This is a genomic window from Dichotomicrobium thermohalophilum (assembly GCF_003550175.1).
GTDB classification, from domain to species: Bacteria; Pseudomonadota; Alphaproteobacteria; order Rhizobiales; family Rhodomicrobiaceae; genus Dichotomicrobium; species Dichotomicrobium thermohalophilum.
The window spans coordinates 61,139-80,215 of record NZ_QXDF01000003.1 but is presented as its reverse complement, the minus strand read 5'-3'; the positions used below and the strand labels follow the sequence as shown (position 1 = coordinate 80,215).

Here is a 19,077-nt window from a genome sequence, read left to right as displayed (position 1 = left end):
ATCATCGTGAGTGTTTCATGGCGCAACGCCGTTCCACACCACAGGCTCTGAAGAAGGCTCTTGGCTGGTTTGCCGCGCGGTACATTGCGCTCGTGCGCGACACCTCGAAGGTAATCCGTGTGCCGGAAGACATGGACCGGCGCATTGATGAGCTGGCGCCCGCGATCTTTACGACCTGGCACGGCCAGTTCCTGATGTCGGCGACAATGAAGCCGGCGCATCAACCGGCGAAGATGATGATCGCGCGCCATGGTGACGCGGAGGTGATCGCACAGGCCGTGCGCCATTTCGATATCGAGCTGATCCGCGGCGCCGGCGCTGCCGGACGCCGGAAGGATCGTGGCGGAGCGACTGCCTTCAGGTCCGCGCTGGGCAGCCTTCAGGATGGCGTCAACGTGGCGATGACCGCCGATGTGCCGCCCGGCCCAGCGCGCAAGGCCGGTACCGGCGTGGTGGCGCTTGCGAGCGCGTCTGGCCGACCGATCATCCCGATGGGTTTCGCCACCCGGCATACCATCGCCTTCAGGAGCTGGAGCCGCTTCACGCTCAATCTGCCCTTCTCGAAATTCGCGATGGTGATGGGCGACCCGCTGCGCGTGCCCGAGGATGCGGATGACGAGGAGCTTGAGGCGAGCCGGCGCGATCTGGAGCAGCGGGTCAATGCCGTCACGCGGCGAGCCTACGCCCTGGCGGGCGGCAGCGCACATCTGGCCGAGCCGGTCAGCGCCGCGAACCCCGAACGGCCCGGCCTTGCACTGAAGACGTATCGGCTGCTGACGCGGGTGGCGCGCCCGGCCGCCGGCTCGCTCCTGCGTCGGCGCGTGGCACGGGGCAAGGAGATCGGTGAGCGGCTCGGTGAGCGCTTCGGAAGGCCGGGGCGCACGCGCCCACCGGGGCGGCTGTGGTGGTTCCACGCGGCGAGCGTGGGCGAGACGAACGCGATCCTGCCGCTCATGCACGCGCTGCGGGAGCGTTACCCCGATATCCGTTTCGTGCTGACTACCTTCACCGTGACCTCCGCGCGCATCGCGAGCAACCGTCTGCCCGAAGGCGCGGTGCACCAGTTCGCCCCGCTGGATTCGCCGCAGTTCGTCCGTCGTTTTCTGGATTACTGGAAGCCGGAGCTGGCGGCTTTCACCGAGTCGGAAATCTGGCCGAACCTCATCATGGAAACCCACGCGCGCGGTGTCCCGATGGTGCTGGTCAATGCGCGCATGTCGCCACGCTCGTTCAAGCGGTGGCGCAAGCAGCCGGGGATGAGCCGACCGCTGTTTTCGCGCTTCGACATGGTGCTGGCGCAGGACCAGACACTGGCACGTCGCTTCATGAAATCTGGCGCCCATACGGTTCACACTCTGGGCAACCTGAAGGCCGATGCACCCGCGCCGCCCGTTGATGAGGCACTGCAAGGCGAACTTGCTGCGGCGCTGGCGGCCCGGCCAATTTTGCTGGCGGCAAGCACGCATCCGGGCGAGGACGAGATCGTCACGGAGGCCGCCGAGCGGCTGCGCGCGCGTATTCCCGACCTGCTTACGGTGATCGTCCCGCGCCATCCCGAGCGTGGCGCGACGATCCTGGAGATGGCGAAACAGCGGGGCGTCTCGGCGGCGCGGCGCTCACGCACGCCGCTGCCCGGCGCGGACACCGAGCTGTTCATCGCTGACACACTTGGCGAACTGGGCACCTGGTATGCCGTCTCGCCGCTGGCGCTGATCGGCGGCTCGCTCGTGCCGCATGGCGGACAAAACCCGATCGAGGCGGTTAAGCTTGAGACCGGGGTCATCACTGGACCGCACCACGAGAATTTCGCCCAGAGCTTCGAGGCGCTTATGAAGGCCGGCGGCTGCCGCGAGGTGGCGAGTGCTCAGGACCTTGCGGACACGGTCGCGGAGCTTTTGGCCGACCCGCAGGCGCTTGAGGATATGCGTGCTTCCGCCCGCGCGGCCGCCGCCGAGCTTCAAGGCGCGCTGGAGCGTACGCTGGCCGCGCTGGCGCCCTACGCCGAAGACGACGCCGTCCGCCCGACGCAGCGCATCCTGCCCAGCGGGGCCGTCGCTGCTGCGTCCGGGCTGGCGTCGGGCGAGGCCGCGGCGTCGGAAGCCCGCGCGGATACGCGCCATGCCTCGTGATGCACCGGGGTGGTGGTCGGACGCGCCTGACCGCCGCACGTCCACGCGGGATTGGCTCACGAAGGCCGCGCTGACGCCGCTGGCCTGGCTCTACGGCGCGATAACGCCGCTGCGGTTCGCGCTCGCCCGCCCCTACCGCGCGAATGTCCCCGTGATTTGCATCGGCAACTTCACGGCCGGCGGCGCGGGCAAGACGCCGACGGCCATCGCAGTCGCGGAAATGCTGCAGGACATGGAGGTGTACCCGACCTTCCTCAGCCGCGGCTACGGCGGCGCGCGCGCAGGCTCGCACCTCGTCAACCCGGATCGCGACCACGCGGGCGCGGTGGGCGATGAGCCGCTGCTGCTGGCGCGCCATGCGCCAACGGTGATTTCGCGGAACCGTAAGGCCGGCGCGGCGCTGATCGAGCGCCAGCACGCCGGCGCAATCATCATGGATGACGGCTTCCAGAATCCGCAGCTCGCAAAGGATTTCTCGCTGGTCGTTGTCGATGCCGCCGTCGGGGTGGGCAACGGCGCGGTGATCCCGGCGGGGCCGCTGCGTGCGCCGCTCGGCTTTCAGGCGCGGCGCGCGGATGCGCTGCTGCTCATCGGCGAGGGGGGCGCGGGCGAAGAGCTGGCGCGGCGGCTGGAACTGCCGGTGCTGCGCGGCCGGCTCGTGGCGGATGCCGACACGCGCTGGCTCGAAGCCGGCCCGGTGATCGCCTATTCGGGAATCGGGCGGCCCGCAAAGTTCTTTGAAACGCTGGAGCGACTCGGCGCGCGGATCACGGGGCGGTATGCCTTCCCCGACCATCACGACTACACGCCCGAGGACGCCGCAAAGCTCCTGACTCACGCGCAGCAGGCGGAAGCGCGTCTGGTGACCACGCAAAAGGACTGGGTGCGGATGCCCGAGGGCCGGACCCCGGTTGGCGCGCTCAAGTTGGCATCACATATCCTGCCTGTCCGGCTGGTGCTGGATGCGGACAGCGAGGGCCGGATGCACCGCATGCTCGCTGGCGTCGTCGGTCAATAGCGCAGCACGCGCAGCGGAAAACCTTGGGTAAGCGGCTGGATTGTTGCCCGCGCGGCTGATACAACGCGCGCAAACGCCGCGCTACTTTCGCAAAAACTCGCATGTAAAGAGCCACCAGGACGATGGAACACGTCAAGACCCCAACAGGCGCAGCCGAGGCCGAAGCGCCGTCCGAGCGCGACTGGCGCGAGACCCTGTTTCTGCCGAAGACCGACTTCCCGATGAAGGCCGGGTTGCCAAAACGCGAACCCGAATTTCTGGCGCGCTGGGAAAAGCTCGACCTCTACAAGCGTTTGCGCAAGGAGGCGAAGGGCCGCCCGCCGTTCACGCTGCATGACGGCCCGCCCTATGCCAACGGCCACATCCATATCGGCACGGGGATGAACAAGATCCTCAAGGATGCAGTCGTGCGCTCGCAGCAAATGATGGGGCGGGACGCGAATTATGTGCCCGGCTGGGATTGTCACGGCCTGCCGATCGAATGGAAGATCGAGGAGCAGTACCGCAAGAAGGGCAAGAACAAGGACGAGGTGCCGATCGTCGACTTTCGCCGCGAGTGCCGTGAGTTCGCCGATCACTGGATCGAGGTCCAGCGCGAGGAATTCAAGCGCCTCGGCGTCGAGGGCGACTGGGAGAAGCCCTACCTCACCATGAGCTACGAGGCCGAGAGCGTCATCGCCCACGAGTTGATGAAGTTCGCAATGGCGGGCGCCCTTTATCAGGGGTCGAAGCCGGTGATGTGGTCGGTGGTGGAACGCACCGCGCTGGCCGAGGCGGAAATCGAGTACTACGAGCACGAGAGCCCGACGATCTTCGTGAAGTTTCCGCTGCAGGAAAATGCGGCGTCCAAGGGGCTGGCGGACGCGAAGATCGTTATCTGGACGACGACGCCGTGGACGATCCCCGGCAACCGCGCCATCGCCTATTCGCCGGACATTTCCTACGGCTTGTACGAAATCACTGAAGCGCCAGAGGGCAACTGGGCTGCCGTCGGCGAGAAACTGATCGTGGCCGACAGCCTCGCGGAGAGCCTGAAAAACGCTGCGCGGGTTGAAGCGTGGGAGCGCGTGCGCGATGTCAACCCGGCAGGTTTCGTCTGCCGCCATCCGTTCCACGAGAGCGGCTACGATTTCGAGGTCCGGCTCTATCCGGCCGATTTCGTGACCGAGGAAGCAGGCACGGGTTTTGTCCATGTCGCGCCCGGCCACGGTGCGGACGACTACAACCTGTTCGTCGCCAACAGGAAGAGTTTTGCCGAAGCCGGCATCCCCGAAGTGCCGCACACGGTGCGCGAGGACGGTTATTACTTTGAGGATGTCCCGCTTTTCGGCGGCGACGAGCCGAAGCGCGTCATCACGGACAAGGGCAAGTTCGGCGACGCCAATGACGCGGTCATCACCGCGTTGATAGAGGCCGGGATGCTCGCCGCGCGCGGCAAGCTGCGGCACCAGTACCCGCATTCGTGGCGGTCGAAGGCACCGGTGATCTTCCGCAACACGCCGCAGTGGTTCATCCCCATGGACCAGAAGATCAAGGTGAAGGGCCGCCGCAAGCAGTCGACGCTGCGCGAGATGGCGCTGGAGGCGATCGACGAGACGCGCTTCGTGCCCGCCGCCGGTCAGCGCCGCCTGCGCTCGATGATCGAGCACCGTCCGGACTGGGTGATCTCGCGCCAGCGCGCCTGGGGCGTGCCGCTGACGATCTTCGTGCATCGCGAGACGGGCGAATACATCCCGCGCGGCGATTTCGACGGCTCGACGGAGCTGGTCAAGCGCATCACCGATGCCTTCAAGCAGGAGGGCGCGGACGCCTGGTTCGCCGATGGCATGCGCGAGCGGTTCCTCGACGGGCTGGTCAAGAACCCGGCGGAGTGGGAGCCGGTGACGGACATCCTGGACGTCTGGTTCGACTCCGGCTCGACCCATGTCTTCACGCTCGAAAAGCGCCGCGACCTGCAATGGCCCGCCTCGCTCTATCTCGAAGGCTCGGACCAGCACCGTGGCTGGTTCCAGTCCTCCCTGCTGGAAAGCTGCGGCACCCGCGGCCGCGCGCCGTACGAGACCGTGCTGACCCACGGTTTCGTCATGGCTGAGGACGGGCGCAAGATGTCGAAATCGCTTGGCAACGTCGTCGCGCCGCAGGATGTGATCAAGCAGAACGGCGCGGAAATCCTTCGCATCTGGGCCCTCAGCGCGGACTATGCGGAGGACGTCCGGGTCGGGCAGGAGATCATCAAGTCAAGCGTGGATGCCTACCGCAAGCTGCGCAACACGCTGCGCTTCATGCTGGGCAACCTGGCGCATTACGAGGATGATCTGCGCGTGGCGCCGGAGGAGATGCCGGAACTGGAGCGTTATATTCTGCACCGGCTGGCCGAACTGGACGAGCTGGTGCGCACGGCTTACGACGCCTTCGACTTCAAGAGGGTGTTCCACGCGCTCTACAACTTCGCGACCATCGACCTGTCCGCGTTCTACTTCGACATCCGCAAGGACACGCTCTATTGCGAGCCGTATTACAGCGTGAAGCGGCGCGCCGCGCTGACCGTGCTGGATGAGCTGTTCTCCTGCCTGACGGCGTGGCTCGCGCCGATCCTGTGCTTCACGATGGAAGAGGTTTGGCTCTCGCGCTTCCCGTCAAAGGATGGGTCGGTTCATCTGCGCCTGTTCCCGGAGGTGCCGGCGGACTGGCGCGACGAGGCACTGGCGGAACGCTGGTCGAAAATTCGCAAGGTTCGCCGCGTTGTCACCGGGGCATTGGAGATCGAGCGGCGCGAGAAGCGCATCGGCGCCAGCCTGGAGGCCGCGCCGGTGATCTATATCAGCGATGATGCGCTCTATGAGGCCGCGAAGGGCATGGACTGGGCGGAAATCGCGATCACCAGCGATGCAACACTCAAGCATGGCGAAGGTCCGGCGGACGCCTATCGCTTCGAGGAGGTCGAGGGCGTTGCGGTCGTGCCCGAACTGGCGCAGGGGCGCAAATGCGCGCGCTCGTGGAAGATATCGCCGGACGTCGGGAGCGACCCGGAATTCCCGAACCTGACGCCGCGCGACGCGGAGGCTGTGCGCCAGTACGACGCGCGCTTCGGCGCCTGAGGGGGCGGCGATGTCCCTGGGCCCGTGGTTTCGGCTGGGGCTGGGCGTGGCGCTCGTCGCGCTCGTGCTCGATCAGGTCACGAAGTGGTGGATCGTCCATGTCTACGAGCTGCCGGAGCGCGGGCGTGTCGCTGTTACGCCGTTCTTCGACCTGGTCATGCTCTGGAACCCAGGCATTTCTTACGGACTGCTCGCGCAGAACACCGATTTCGGTCGCAACGTGCTGATCGCTCTGGCGGTCGTCGCGGCGGTCGTGCTCACCGTCTGGATTGCGCGGACGCATAACCGGCTGCTCGCGATCTCCCTGGGCCTGATCGTGGGCGGGGCGATCGGCAACGCTGTCGACCGGGCGGTTTATGGCGCGGTTGCTGACTTCATCTCGCTGCACGCCTATGGCTACTATTGGTACGTATTCAACATCGCGGACGCAGCGATCGCGGTCGGCGTCATCGGCCTCCTTTACGACACGGTGGCGCCGGGCCATAAAATCGACGCAAAGCGTTCCGATTCCTCAAGTAACTAACGATTTGATTCGCAGGACGCTCGGGGGCGTATTTCATGGCACGACGGCGCACAAGCATCAGGCTGGCGCGCATTGGAGCGGTGGGCGGACTCGCCATGCTGCTGTCCGGCTGCGCGGGCACCGACGTGCAGATTGACGCGCCGATCCTTGAGGCGGCTGGCGTCAACCTAACCTCGAAGCCGCCGCCCGAGCCGGATCTGGAGGAAAAACCGCCGCTCGTGGTGCCGCCGACCACCGAGAAGCTGCCCGAGCCGGGCGAGCGCCAGGTGGCCACGGCGGAAGAGCAGTGGCCGGAAGACCCTGACCTGATCGCCAAGCGCAAGGCCGAACAGGCCGAGAAAGAGCGTGAACGCTACTGCCGCGAGGGCGACTGGTCTGATGATGCGGGCATCGAGGAATTCCGGAAGAATATGGGCCAAGAGCAGCGCTGCCGCAGCCAGCTCGGCAAGGCCCTTAGCGAAGCCCTTGGTGGCGGCTCCGCATCCGACGGGCAGACAGAGTAACTCTCCGACGCTCAAGAAGGCGTGCCAGATCGTCGCGTTTGGCGCGCCTTCCTTCTTTTCGCCGGCTGACGCGCTGAATCGTTCTTCTTGATGACGTGCTGTTAACTTGCACCTTGTCGCCGGCGCGCTACATTTTTTCCAGACCTGATGCAATCACGCGCTGCACACCGCAGCAGAGGAGCCATCATGGACCGCACCGGCAGTCGCATGCCACGCGCGTTCGCCGCCCGCGCGACGCGCAATTCCCTTCTTGACCGTATCGGCGTTTCCGGCTTCGCCACCCTTATCGCCATGGGGATCGCGATTATGACAATCTCCAACGCTCACGCAGAGGACCAGCCCGGCGCCAGCGCCCTCGAACTCGCCGGCAGCGCACCGCAAGTCGCCAGCTACACGCTGGACAACGGCATGAACGTCGTCGTCATCCCGGACAATCGTGCGCCGGTCGTCACGCACATGGTCTGGTACAAGGTCGGGGCGGCGGATGAACCGCCCGGACATTCCGGCATCGCGCACTTCCTTGAACACCTGATGTTCAAGGGCACGGAAAAGCTCGACCCGGGCGAATTTTCGAAGATGGTCGCGCGCTGGGGCGGGCAGGACAACGCCTTCACATCACAGGACGTGACCGCCTACTTTCAGCGCATCCCGAAGGATCGGCTCGGCGACGTCATGAAGATGGAGGCAGACCGGATGGTCAATCTTCGTCTCGCCGAGGAAAATGTCGTGACGGAGCGCGACGTGATCCTGGAAGAGCGGCGCATGCGCGTCGACAACGACCCCGCAAACATCCTGATGGAGCAGGCAAAGGCCGCGCTGTACTTGGCACACCCCTACGGCACGCCGATCATCGGCTGGGACACCGAAATCCGTCAGCTTGACCGCCGGGACGCACTTTCTTTCTATGAGCGGTTCTATGCGCCGAACAACGCCGTTCTTGTCGTCTCGGGCGATGTCGCGCCCGAAGAGGTGCTGGAGCTTGCCCGTAAGCATTACGGCGACATCGCGCGCCGCGACGAGGTCAGCCGCGGCAGCCGGCCGGCCGAGCCAGAGCCGCGCGCGCCGCGCGAGGTGATGCTGAAGGACCCGCGTGCGGCCAAGCCGACGCTCTACCGTTATTATCTCGCGCCGAGCTATGCGCAGGATGAGGGGCTTGAGGCCGAGGCGCTGGAGCTGCTCATGCGTATCGTCGGCGAAAACCCGACCGGTCGGCTCTACCAGGAACTGGTCGTGAAGCAGAAGCTGGCCACGACCGCCGGCGGTTGGTTCTCCGGCATCACGCGCGATTATGGCTCGTTGGGTATTTATGCGGTCGCCACACCGCAGACCGATATCGTGGATGTCGAGGCCGCGCTGGATCGGGTCATCAGCGACGTCGCTGAAAACGGCGTGACAGAGGACGAGCTGGAGCGGGCGCGCCGCGCGGCGATCGCCGAGCTGGTCTACGACTATGACAGCCAGACCAGCATGGCCCGCATCTACGGTTACGCGCTCGCGACAGGCCGCAGCGTTGAGGACATTGCCAAGCATCCGCAGCGCCTCGCGCAGGTGACGATGGAGGATGTTGCCGCGGCGGCCGAAAAATATCTGCAGGCCGAGCGCTCCGTCACCGCGAAGCTGATCCCTGACCCACAGGCGGTGGCCGAAGACAGGCAGCAGACGGCCCAGCCGCCTGCCGGACCGACAACAACAATCCAGTGAGGCGGCGCAGCGGCGCGTCTCATTCCCAGCGAGGTTGAACCATGCTCCGATCGCGAGCGATTGCGGCGCTTTGCGTCAAAGCCTTTAGCGTCCTAACCTTCGTCGCCGTCCTTTTCGCCACAAGCCACGCGGCCAACGCCATGCGCATTCAGAAAGTCGTCAGCCCCTCCGGTATCGAAGCCTGGCTTATCGAGGAGCACCGGATCCCGCTGATCACGATGGAGTTCGGCTTTGACGGCGCGGGCGCCAAGCAGGACCCGGACGACAAGGCGGGTCGCGCGCATTTCCTTTCCGGGATGCTGGACGAAGGCGCGGGCGAGATGGACGCGCAAGCTTTCCAGCAGCGGCTCGAGGACCTGGCGATCCGCCTCAGCTTTGATGCCGGGCGTGATAACTTTACCGGGCGCCTGCAGACCCTGACCGCGAACAAGGACGAGGCCGCGCGCCTGCTGAGCCTGGCGCTGAGCGAGCCGCGCTTCGATGCGGATGCCATGGAACGCATTCGCGGCTCCATTCAGACCGATCTGAAATTTGCGCAGGAAGACCCGGGCAAGGTCTCTACCCGCGAATGGTTCGAGTTGGCCTTCACCGACCACCCTTACGCCCGCCCGACCAAGGGCACGCTGGAAACAGTCGAGGGGATTACCGCCCAGGATTTGCGGGACGCGATGGGTGACACCTTCGCGCGCAGCAACCTGAAGGTTGCGGTCGTCGGCGACATCACGGCCGAAGAACTGGCGCCGATGCTGGATGAGATGTTCGGCGGGCTGCCGGCCAAAGCGACGCTGCGGGAGGTCGCCGATGCCAAGCTTGCGAGCAAGCCCGAGCCGGAAATCGTCACGATGGATGTGCCGCAGTCCACGGTGCGCTTTGGCCTGCCGGGCTATAAACGCCACCACGAGGATTTCTACGCGGCCTATGTCCTCAATTACATCATCGGCGGTGGCGGCTTCGCCTCCAGGCTGATGGAAGAGGTGCGCGAGAAGCGCGGGCTGGCCTATTCCGTGTTCACCTATCTCTATCCCCTGGATCATGCCGGCATGATGATCGGCGGCGTCGCTACCAAGAACGAGGCCGTGGGGCAGAGCATCGAGGTTATCCGCGAGGTGCTGTCTGATATTGCCGAGAATGGGGTCAGCGACGAAACGCTGAAATACGCGAAACAGTATCTTGTCGGTTCCTACGCGTTGCGTTTCGATACCAGCGGCAAGATCGCGCAGCAACTCCTCGGCGTGCAGCTCGATGAGCTTGGCATCGACTATTTCGACAGTCGCAACAGCTATATCGAGGCGGTGACGCAGGAAGACATCAAGCGGGTGGCCGCCGACCTGCTCAAGCCAGAGCAGCTCATCACGGTTATCGTTGGCCAGCCCCGGATGGAGGCCGCTCCCCGGGGCTGACGCCGTGGCCGTTTATTTCCCCGAGCGGCTTTGCTAAAAGCGCGTCATTCACAGAGGACGCGCAGCAATGCGCGAGATGGCGGGCACCATGACCTTTCACCACGACATCACCGGTTGTCTGGACGAGCGTATCGGCGCGCGAGGGCTGGCGCACGCTGCGCTGGATGCGCGGCTGCACGCTCTGGAGCCGAAATTGGCGGAGTTGCGCGAGAGCCTGGGCCAGGGCGGCTACCGCATGCTCGGGATCGCGCGCGAAAACCAGGACATCGAGACGACGCGCGCCGCGCTTGAGCGCCTGTTCGACGGCGCGAAGACGCTGGTGGTGTTCGGGACCGGCGGCTCAAGTCTGGGCGGGCAGACGCTCGCACGGCTTGCGGGCTGGTGCATCCCCGGCGATCAGCGGCCTGCGGCCAACACGCTGCCGCGCGTGCGCTTTTACGACAACCTCGACCCCTTGTCGCTGCAGCACGGGCTGAACCTGCTCGACCCGGAAACCACGCGCTTTCTCGTGATCTCCAAGTCCGGCGGTACGGCGGAAACGCTGATGCAGGCGCTGAGCGCGCTCGACTGGATGCGCCGCGCTGACATGGGACACATGATCCCGCGCGCCTTCCTCGGGCTGAGCGAGCCTGCGCGCGAGGGCACGAAAAACCCGCTGCGCCAGCTCTTTGAGGGCTTGGGCGTCCCGCTGCTCGACCATGACCCGGAAATCGGTGGGCGATTCTCGGTGTTCAGCAATGTCGGCATGATCGTGGCGCTCGCGCGCGGGCTCGATGCGCACGCGATCCGCGATGGCGGTCGGCAGGTGCTGGACGAGCTTGAAAGCCAGTCGGCCGCGGACTTCGCCCCGGCAGTCGGCGCGGCCACGGCCGTTGCCCTGGCCGAGGACAAGGGCGTGCGCGTCAATGTGATGATGCCCTACGCCGACCGGCTGTCGCACCTTGCGCGCTGGTATGTGCAGCTCTGGGCGGAAAGCCTCGGCAAGGACGGCAAGGGCACGACGCCGCTTGCCGCGCTGGGACCCGTGGACCAGCACAGCCAGCTCCAGCTTTTCATGGACGGCCCGCCCGACCACATGATCACACTGATCCGGCCCGCGCATGGCCGCGACGACCCGCCCATGCCCGCCGATCTCGCGGAAATGGCCGGGGCCGAGAACCTCGCCGGCCGGCGCGTCAGCGAGCTGGTGTCCGCGCAGCAGCAGGCCATTGGCGATGCGCTGATGCAGGCGGGGCGTCCGGTCCGCGTCATTGATGTGGACAATCCCGACGAAACGACGCTTGGCCACCTGCTCATGCATATGATGGTCGAGACGATTCTCGCCGGGCACCTGCTCGGGGTCGACCCGTTCGGCCAGCCCGGTGTGGAGCTTGGCAAGAAGCTGACACGGGAATACCTGGCCGCATCCGATGAGCGCGACTCAGCACATTCGCCAGCTCGACGCGGGGCTGATTAATCGCATCGCGGCGGGCGAGGTCATCGAGCGGCCCGCCAGCGTGGTCAAGGAACTCGTCGAAAACGCGATTGATGCGGACGCGCGCCAGATCGACGTGGTGACGGCGGGCGGCGGCTCGTCTCTGATCCGCGTGGCGGACGATGGTGTGGGCATGGACGCGAACGATCTCGCGCTATGCGTCGAGCGCCACGCGACATCGAAGCTGCCGGGCGATGATCTCGCGCATATCGACACGCTCGGCTTTCGGGGTGAGGCGCTGCCATCCATCGGCGCGGTCGCAGACCTGCGGATTACCAGCCGGCGCGCGGGGGCGGACAGCGCGCATGAGATCGCGGTCACCGCTGGGGCTAAGGGCGAGATGCGGCCCGCCGCGCTGAACGCCGGCACGGTCGTCGAGGTCCGCGAGCTCTTCCACGCCACGCCCGCGCGGCTGAAATTCATGAAATCCGAGCGCGCGGAAAACGCCGCGATCGCGGATGTGGTCAAGCGCATCGCGCTGGCGCACCCGGAAATCGGCTTTACGCTGACGACCGGCGAGCGCACCGGCCTGAAGCTGCCCGCCGCGGGCGATGATGATGCCATCCGTCATCGGCTGGAGCGCATTGTGGGCGCGGAATTCGCGGCCGACGCAACGGCGCTGGAGGCCGAGCGCGAGGGTCTGCGGCTCGCCGGGTATGCCGCGCCGCCGACGCTCCACCGCGCGACCGGGCAGGCGCAGTATCTCTACGTGAACGGGCGGCCCGTGCGCGACAAGCTGCTGCTCGGCGCGGTGCGCGCGGCCTATGCCGATTTCCTGCCGCGCGGACGCTTCCCACAGCTTGTGCTGTTTCTGGAGGTCGCGCCGGAGCGCGTGGATGTGAACGTGCATCCGGCCAAGGCGGAGGTGCGTTTCCGCGACGCCGGGCTGGTCCGCGCCTTCGTGCATGGCGCCTTGCGCCGCGCGCTGGGGGCCGAAGCCGGCCAGCGGACGACGCAGACGATCGCGGCGGAGACGCTTGAGCGCGTGAGGCCCAACGGCTTTTCAGCTCCCCGCCAGCCAGCCTACGCTGCCGCCGACTGGCAGAGGCCCATCGCCGAACTCGACCGTCCCAGCGCCGATGCCGCCGAGCCGACCGGCGAACCGGCGAACCATCCGCTCGGCGCGGCTCGGGCACAGGTCCATTCCGCCTACATCATCTCGCAGACCGAGGATTCGCTCGTCATCGTCGATCAGCACGCCGCGCATGAGCGCCTCGTCTATGAAAAGCTGAAAGCCGCCCTGTCGAATGGCGGCGTGAAAAGTCAGGGCCTGCTGATCCCCGAGATCGTCGAGATGGACGAGAGCGACATCGACCTGATGATGGCGCAGGGGGAGGATTTCGCCCGGCTCGGCCTGATGATCGAGCGGTTCGGTCCCGGCGCGCTGGCGGTTCACGGTGTGCCGGCCCTTTTCGGCGACGGTGACATCAAGGGGCTGATCCGCGATCTGGCGGACGAACTGCGCGGCCACGGCGCGGCCTTCAGCCTTGAGCAGCATCTGTATGACATCTGCGCGAAGATCGCCTGTTATGGCAGCGTGCGGGCCGGGCGGCGGCTTAAGCCTGCCGAGATGGATGCGCTCCTGCGCGAGATGGAAGCGACGCCGCATTCCGGCCAGTGCAACCACGGGCGGCCGACCTATATCGAACTCAAGCTGCACGATATCGAGCGGCTGTTCGGCCGGCGGTGACTCGGGCGTATTGGACCGTCATTACGAGGCCCGAAGGGCCGAAGTAATCCAGCGTCGTGCCTGGCGCTTAAAGCTTGATTGCGTCGCTTCGCTCGCAATGACGCAATTCGCCCGTTAGCCCTCGAACCGCAGGAAGTGAACGGCGGTATCCCCATAGCGGCGCGCGTCCAGTGTCGTGAAGCCTTCCGGCGCGGCGAACCCGGCATCCGCGCGCTCCTCGATCACGCAGACGGCCCCGGGCTTAAGCCAGTCGCCTTGGGCTGCCGCGGTGAGCGCCCGTTCCGCCAGCCCCTGCCCATAAGGCGGGTCCGCGAACAGCAGATCGAACGGCTTCATTGACCCCGCCGGCCCTAGCCGCGTGGCATCGCGCCGAAACAGGCGCGTGACGCCCGTGAGTTCCAGATTCTCGATGTTCTGTCGGATCAGTCCGCGTGATGAGGGCGCGTTGTCAACGAACAGGCAGAAAGCCGCGCCGCGCGACAGCGCTTCGCAGCCCAGCGCGCCCGTGCCCGCGAACAGGTCGATGACCCGCACGCCGTCGATCTCGAAGTCCTCGATGCCGTGCGCCAAGATGTTGAAGATCGCTTCGCGCACCTTGTCGCTCGTCGGGCGCAGGCGCTGGTCCTGCGGCGTGGCCAGCTTCGCGCCGCGCAGGCGGCCGCCGACGATCCTCATCGCCGCGCGCCCCGCGCCGCTGCCTTGCGCCGCGGCGGCTTGCCGCGCTCCGGCGGCTTTGCCTTGGCATGGCCGGTCCGCCCGCCCAGAGCGAATTGCCGTGCCAACTCGGGCCCGAGTTGATCGGCCAGCACGCGCGGCTTGATCTCTTCCACCGCGCCGACCGGCAGATCGCCCAGCATGAATGGCCCGAAGGACACGCGAATCAGCCGGTTCACCGACAGCCCGAGATGCTCCATCAGTCGGCGGATTTCACGGTTTTTCCCCTCACGCAGACCGACCGTCAGCCAGATGTTCGCGCCCTGCACCTTGTCGATACGCGCCTCGATCGCGCCGTAGCGCACGCCTTCGATGGTCACGCCGTCCTTGAGCTTGTCGAGGGCGGCCTGATCAACCTTGCCGCGCGCCCGCACGCGATAGCGGCGCAGCCAGCCGGTGGCTGGCAACTCCAGATGCCGCGCCAGTTCGCCGTTGGTCGTCAGCAGCAGCAGCCCTTCGGTGTTCATGTCGAGCCGACCGACAGAGACCACGCGCGGCATGTCCTCGGGTAGCGCCTCGAACACGGTCGGCCGGCCTTCCGGGTCACGATGGGTGGTCACGCGTCCGCGCGGCTTGTGATGGCGCCAGGCGCGCGTTGGCTGCGGTTCGGGCAGCGGTTTTCCATCCACGGTGATTCGCGCGTCCGGCATCACGTCCAGCGCCGCGCTTTCAAGCACGCGACCGTTCACGGCCACACGGCCTTCAGCGATCAGCCGCTCGGCCTCCCGTCGGGAGCACAGCCCCGCATGTGCGATTCGCTTGGCGACGCGCATCCCCTCCTCAGGCTTTATTGATTTCTTGCCTGCCATGAATTCGACCCATATTACCGCCACGGTCTCTGGTTGTAGGCTTGTACGGGCACAAGTCTACCTGAAAAGAAACGCCAGATGGGGGCCAGCCATGCGGCGCGATGATATTGTGAAGGCCGTGGATACCCTGCGCGATGCCTTACAGGCTGCGCGTATCCGCGAATTGCTGCGCATTAATCGAAACGGAGAGTCCGAAGGCGTCAATCGGACCCAGAAAGTTCTGCTCGCATATAGTGTTTTCACCCGACATTATCAGGCTTTCGGAGAGCAGGAAAAGGAGCTGATGGCCTATTTCGGCCTGTCGCCGCTGCTCGACATCAATTTCTGGTCAGGATTGCTGGAAAGCGACCAGGGCGTTTCGCGCAAGGTGCTCGCCGATCTGGATGTCGGCGCGTACAATGTCATCTATGTCATGCCGCGGCTGCGTGACCTGCTGATTCGCGAAACCGAATCAGATGAGTTGACCATCGCGGACAGTGCTGGGGCAGAAACGCAGATGCGCCGCCTGCGAATCATGCTCGCCGAGCGGCCTCGGGCACTCACGGATCCACAGGTCCTTGTCGGCGTGATTCGCTCGGTTGAGGAGGTCTACGAGGCGTTGAGCACGCTGCGGCGGAGCGAAAACACGCCGCTGGTGATCGGGGCGATGGACGCGGGTGACTCCAAGTCGATCGACTTCTTCGGGTCGAGCACGATCGTCGAAGAGCTTCAGAGGCTGATCCTCGATGTCTGGGACCGGCTGAAATACAGCACGCAGGAGAACTATCGTTACCAGATCGAGGTGGCGCTGATGGCTGCCGGTTTTGTCGGTGCGGTGAACGAATCGCGCACAGCCGAGGGTATCAGCGAGGAAGAGGGCCAGCGTATCACGCGGCGCGTGGCCAAGGCGATCGAAGCGCTGTTCAAGGCCGGAGCTTATACGCCGGAAATGGACGAGCCGCGCGAGGTGCGGGCCAGCGACGTGCTTGCGCCGAAGCGGGAGATGCTCGAATACAAGGCGGAAGAGCGTCCCAGCGATCCGGCTGATGAGCGCCGCGGCGAGGATCTGTCACCGGAAAAGATCGAGCCGATGCTGCGCGGCCATGATGCGTTGTTACGCGAGCTGGGCGGCGATAAGGTCAAACCGGAAGAGTCGGCCGCATCGAAATCGCGCGCCGAGGAGAAGCCCGCGCCTGCTGCTGCGATCACCAATGGCGACGCCAGCAAGGGCCAGCCGCTGAAGTGAGCCGGGCGGCGCGGGTCGCCCAGCAGTCGTCATGCCCGAGCCGTGCCAGGACAGCCCTATGGACCGCGCCTTCGCCGAGGCACAAGCCGCTGCCGCACGCGGCGAAGTGCCGGTTGGCGCGGCGATCGTCTGCAACGAGCGCGGCATCATCGCTAGTGCAGGCAACCGCACGCTGGAGTGGCGCGATCCCACTGCCCATGCCGAGATCATTGCGATCCGGGAAGCGTGCCGCGTGATGGCCAGCGAGCGTCTGCCCGCCTGCGATATCTACGTTACGCTGGAACCCTGCACGATGTGCGCCGCGGCGATCTCCTTCGCGCGGTTGCGGCGACTCTATTTTGCGGCCTATGACCCGAAGGCGGGCGCGGTCGAAAACGGTGTGTGCTTTTACGCGCAGCCAACCTGCCACCATGCGCCGGACGTGTATGGCGGGATCGCCGAAACCCGCGCGCGCGCGCTGCTTCAGCGCTTCTTCAAGCTCCTACGCGATTGAGATAGGTATCAAGCGCGTGCTTGACCTCGTCGCGGATCGGCTCGGATTCCTCCAGGATCGTTGCGATCTTGAAGAAGTCGAGGACGTTGTACTGACAGACGTCGGGCCGGATGAGTGCATCCGGCGCGCCGGCACGCAACTTCTCCGCCTGGATCGAGTTCAGCGTGATCTGCGTGCTCCCGATGATCGCTTCCAGAGCGGAGGGCATGTCCGTGCGGCCGTACTCCGGACCGGCGCTGACATCGACCGCGACGGTGTAGTCACAGTCGTCACGCAGGATGTCGAAGGGCAGCGGATTGACGAAGCCGCCGTCAATCAGGATGCGCTCCTCGATGCGCACCGGCTTGAGCAGGCCGGGCAACGCGGAACTCGCCGCAATCGCGGGCAGCACATCCCCGGCTTCGATGACGAACTCGCTCTGGGTGTAGAAGTCCGATGTCATCACCTTCAGGGGGATCTTGAGATCGGAGAACTTGCAGTCGAGTTCTTCCGGCACGAGGGCGCGCAGCAGCACGACGGGATCGAACATCGCCGGCCTGCGCGGTGTCCAGAGCGCGAACAGCTTGCCGGTCTTGCCGTTCATCACCCGGCGGATGACCGCCGTCCGGTTGGAGAACAGCGCGACGCAGTAGTCGCGGATGTCCTTTCCGCTCATGCCGGCTGAATAGGCCGCGCCGAAAATCGCGCCGATGCTGGTCCCGGCAATGATGCCCGGGCGCACGCCTAGTTCGTCGAAGGCTTCGAGCACGATGATGTGGGCCAGTCCGCGCGCGCCGCCGCCGCCGAGAGCAAGGCCGATGCCAGACGGCGCGCCGGTCTCCACGGCGTGCTGTGCCCCGCCGTGCGCCGCGACATCTCCGCCGTTGCCGGCGGCCGGCTCGCTATCCTTGGCCATCAACGCGTTCCTTTCCATTGGCCGGTTCTCCGGCGGTTTCCCGTACTACATCGCGCCAGCCGATATCCTGCCGGTAAAAGCCTGCCGGCCAGTCGATGCGGCTGACCGCCTCATAGGCGCGGGCATGCGCTTCGCGCACCGTTTTGCCGAGCGCGGTGACGCTCAGGACACGTCCCCCTGAAGCGATCAACTTTCCGCCTTCGCGTTTCGTTCCGGCATGGAACACCTCGACGTCAGCCATCCCGGCAGCGTCCTCGACCCCGCGAATTTCGCTGCCTTTCTCATAGGCGCCGGGGTAGCCGCGCGTCGCCATCACGACGGTCAAGGCCGTCTCGGCGCGCCAGGCGATATCCGCCTCGTGCAGCCTGCCGTCGCACGCCGCGAGCAGGACCGGCAGCAGGTCGGATTGCAGGCGCATCATCAGCACCTGCGCCTCCGGGTCGCCGAAACGGACATTGTATTCGATCAGCCTGGGCCCGTCCGCCGTGATCATCAACCCGGCGTAGAGCACGCCACGATAGGGGGTCGCGCGCGCGGCCATCGCCTTTACGGTCGGCGTGATGATCTCGTCCATGACGCGGTCGCACATTGCAGGCGACATGATCTTCGCGGGAGAATACGCGCCCATCCCGCCGGTATTCGGGCCGGTGTCGCCGTCGAAAGCGCGCTTGTGATCCTGTGCGGCGACCAACGGCAACACGGTTTCGCCGTCGACGATTGCGAAGAAGCTCGCTTCCTCCCCCTGGAGGCAGTCCTCTATAACCACTTGCGCGCCCGCCTGCCCGAACGCGCCGGAAAAGCAGGCGTCGATGGCGGCCTCGGCTTCGTGTTGGGTCTTTGCGACCGCCACGCCTTTGCCGGCGGCCAGGCCGTCCGCCTTGATAACGACGGGCAGGGCGCGTTCTTTCAGATGCGCGCGGGCGGCCTCGGCGGTGTCGAACGCGGCATAATCGGCGGTCGGGATGCCGGCCTCGGCGCACAGGTCTTTCGTGAAGCGCTTCGAGCCTTCGAGTTGGGCTGCAGCCTTCGACGGTCCGAAGACGCGAATGCCCGCCGCCTCCAGCGCGTCGCCCAGCCCGGCGACCAGCGGCGCTTCCGGCCCGACCACAACCAGGTCGATCGTCTCCTCCCGGCAGAACGCGACAATATCCTCATACCCGTCCACATCGAGGGCCACGCATTCGCCGATTTCCGCGAGACCCGGATTGCCGGGTGCGCAATAAAGCTGCGTAAGCACGGGACTTTTCGATAGCGCCCAGCCGAGTGCGTGTTCGCGGGCGCCGGAGCCGATCAGAAGCACTTTCATGAGGACAAATCGCTTTTCACCTTTGCCGCCGCCTGCGGCACTGGGCTTTTTCTAAACGGAAAACCGCGCCGGCGAAACCGGAGGGCCGTTTTCATCGCC

At 65.8% G+C, this 19,077-nt stretch carries 15 protein-coding genes; 11 read left to right on the top strand and 4 right to left on the bottom strand.

Going from position 1 to position 19,077, the window contains the following annotated elements:
* The first annotated feature begins 17 nt into the window (after positions 1-17).
* From BXY53_RS12130 to mutL, 9 genes are all read left to right on the top strand, one after another.
* Complete coding sequence (locus BXY53_RS12130; RefSeq protein WP_119062266.1) at positions 18-2,129, top strand: glycosyltransferase N-terminal domain-containing protein; 2,112 nt, start codon at positions 18-20, stop codon at positions 2,127-2,129.
* A complete protein-coding gene (gene lpxK / locus BXY53_RS12125; RefSeq protein WP_119062265.1) occupies positions 2,119-3,147 on the top strand; it encodes a tetraacyldisaccharide 4'-kinase in 1,029 nt (342 codons plus the stop codon). The genes BXY53_RS12130 and lpxK overlap by 11 nt, the downstream gene beginning before the upstream one ends.
* Before the next feature lie 122 nt (positions 3,148-3,269).
* On the top strand, positions 3,270-6,245 hold the full coding sequence (gene ileS, locus BXY53_RS12120; protein ID WP_119062264.1) for an isoleucine--tRNA ligase: 2,976 nt from the start codon (positions 3,270-3,272) through the stop codon (positions 6,243-6,245).
* A gap of 10 nt (positions 6,246-6,255) precedes the next feature.
* On the top strand, positions 6,256-6,768 hold the full coding sequence (gene lspA, locus BXY53_RS12115) for a signal peptidase II (RefSeq protein ID WP_119062263.1): 513 nt from the start codon (positions 6,256-6,258) through the stop codon (positions 6,766-6,768).
* A 35-nt stretch (positions 6,769-6,803) separates the two neighbouring features.
* Complete coding sequence (locus BXY53_RS12110; RefSeq protein WP_119062262.1) at positions 6,804-7,271, top strand: hypothetical protein; 468 nt, start codon at positions 6,804-6,806, stop codon at positions 7,269-7,271.
* A gap of 186 nt (positions 7,272-7,457) precedes the next feature.
* The gene (locus BXY53_RS12105; protein ID WP_245410463.1) at positions 7,458-8,972 is read left to right on the top strand and encodes a M16 family metallopeptidase; all 1,515 of its coding nucleotides are present in this window, start codon (positions 7,458-7,460) and stop codon (positions 8,970-8,972) included.
* 41 nt (positions 8,973-9,013) lie between these two features.
* Positions 9,014-10,372 carry a M16 family metallopeptidase gene (locus tag BXY53_RS12100; protein WP_119062261.1) on the top strand — a complete coding sequence of 453 codons (1,359 nt, stop codon included), beginning with the start codon at positions 9,014-9,016 and terminating at the stop codon, positions 10,370-10,372.
* A 67-nt stretch (positions 10,373-10,439) separates the two neighbouring features.
* The gene (locus tag BXY53_RS12095) at positions 10,440-11,828 is read left to right on the top strand and encodes a glucose-6-phosphate isomerase (RefSeq protein WP_119062260.1); all 1,389 of its coding nucleotides are present in this window, start codon (positions 10,440-10,442) and stop codon (positions 11,826-11,828) included.
* A complete protein-coding gene (gene mutL, locus BXY53_RS12090; RefSeq protein ID WP_119062259.1) occupies positions 11,782-13,536 on the top strand; it encodes a DNA mismatch repair endonuclease MutL in 1,755 nt (584 codons plus the stop codon). Before BXY53_RS12095 ends, mutL begins: the two co-directional genes overlap by 47 nt.
* Before the next feature lie 114 nt (positions 13,537-13,650).
* Here the strand turns inward: mutL and rsmD are convergent, their stop codons facing one another.
* Positions 13,651-14,211, bottom strand: a complete 561-nt coding sequence (gene rsmD / locus BXY53_RS12085; RefSeq protein WP_119062258.1) for a 16S rRNA (guanine(966)-N(2))-methyltransferase RsmD — start codon at positions 14,209-14,211, stop codon at positions 13,651-13,653.
* Positions 14,208-15,059, bottom strand: coding sequence for a pseudouridine synthase (locus tag BXY53_RS12080; protein WP_119062257.1), 852 nt, complete (start codon positions 15,057-15,059; stop codon positions 14,208-14,210). Before BXY53_RS12080 ends, rsmD begins: the two co-directional genes overlap by 4 nt.
* Positions 15,060-15,150: 91 nt before the next feature.
* On the opposite strand from BXY53_RS12080, the gene BXY53_RS12075 reads away from it, so the two are divergent.
* Both BXY53_RS12075 and BXY53_RS12070 read left to right on the top strand, forming a co-directional pair.
* Complete coding sequence (locus BXY53_RS12075) at positions 15,151-16,284, top strand: hypothetical protein (protein ID WP_119062256.1); 1,134 nt, start codon at positions 15,151-15,153, stop codon at positions 16,282-16,284.
* A 31-nt stretch (positions 16,285-16,315) separates the two neighbouring features.
* Positions 16,316-16,777: a nucleoside deaminase gene (locus BXY53_RS12070; RefSeq protein WP_245410462.1), complete on the top strand. Its 462-nt coding sequence runs from the start codon at positions 16,316-16,318 to the stop codon at positions 16,775-16,777.
* Here BXY53_RS12070 and BXY53_RS12065 read toward each other — a convergent pair.
* A complete protein-coding gene (locus tag BXY53_RS12065) occupies positions 16,758-17,672 on the bottom strand; it encodes a patatin-like phospholipase family protein (protein ID WP_119062254.1) in 915 nt (304 codons plus the stop codon). The two genes, BXY53_RS12070 and BXY53_RS12065, sit on opposite strands and share 20 nt — an antisense overlap.
* The gene (purD, locus tag BXY53_RS12060) at positions 17,659-18,978 is read right to left on the bottom strand and encodes a phosphoribosylamine--glycine ligase (protein ID WP_119062253.1); all 1,320 of its coding nucleotides are present in this window, start codon (positions 18,976-18,978) and stop codon (positions 17,659-17,661) included. Before purD ends, BXY53_RS12065 begins: the two co-directional genes overlap by 14 nt.
* Positions 18,979-19,077 lie beyond the last annotated feature (99 nt).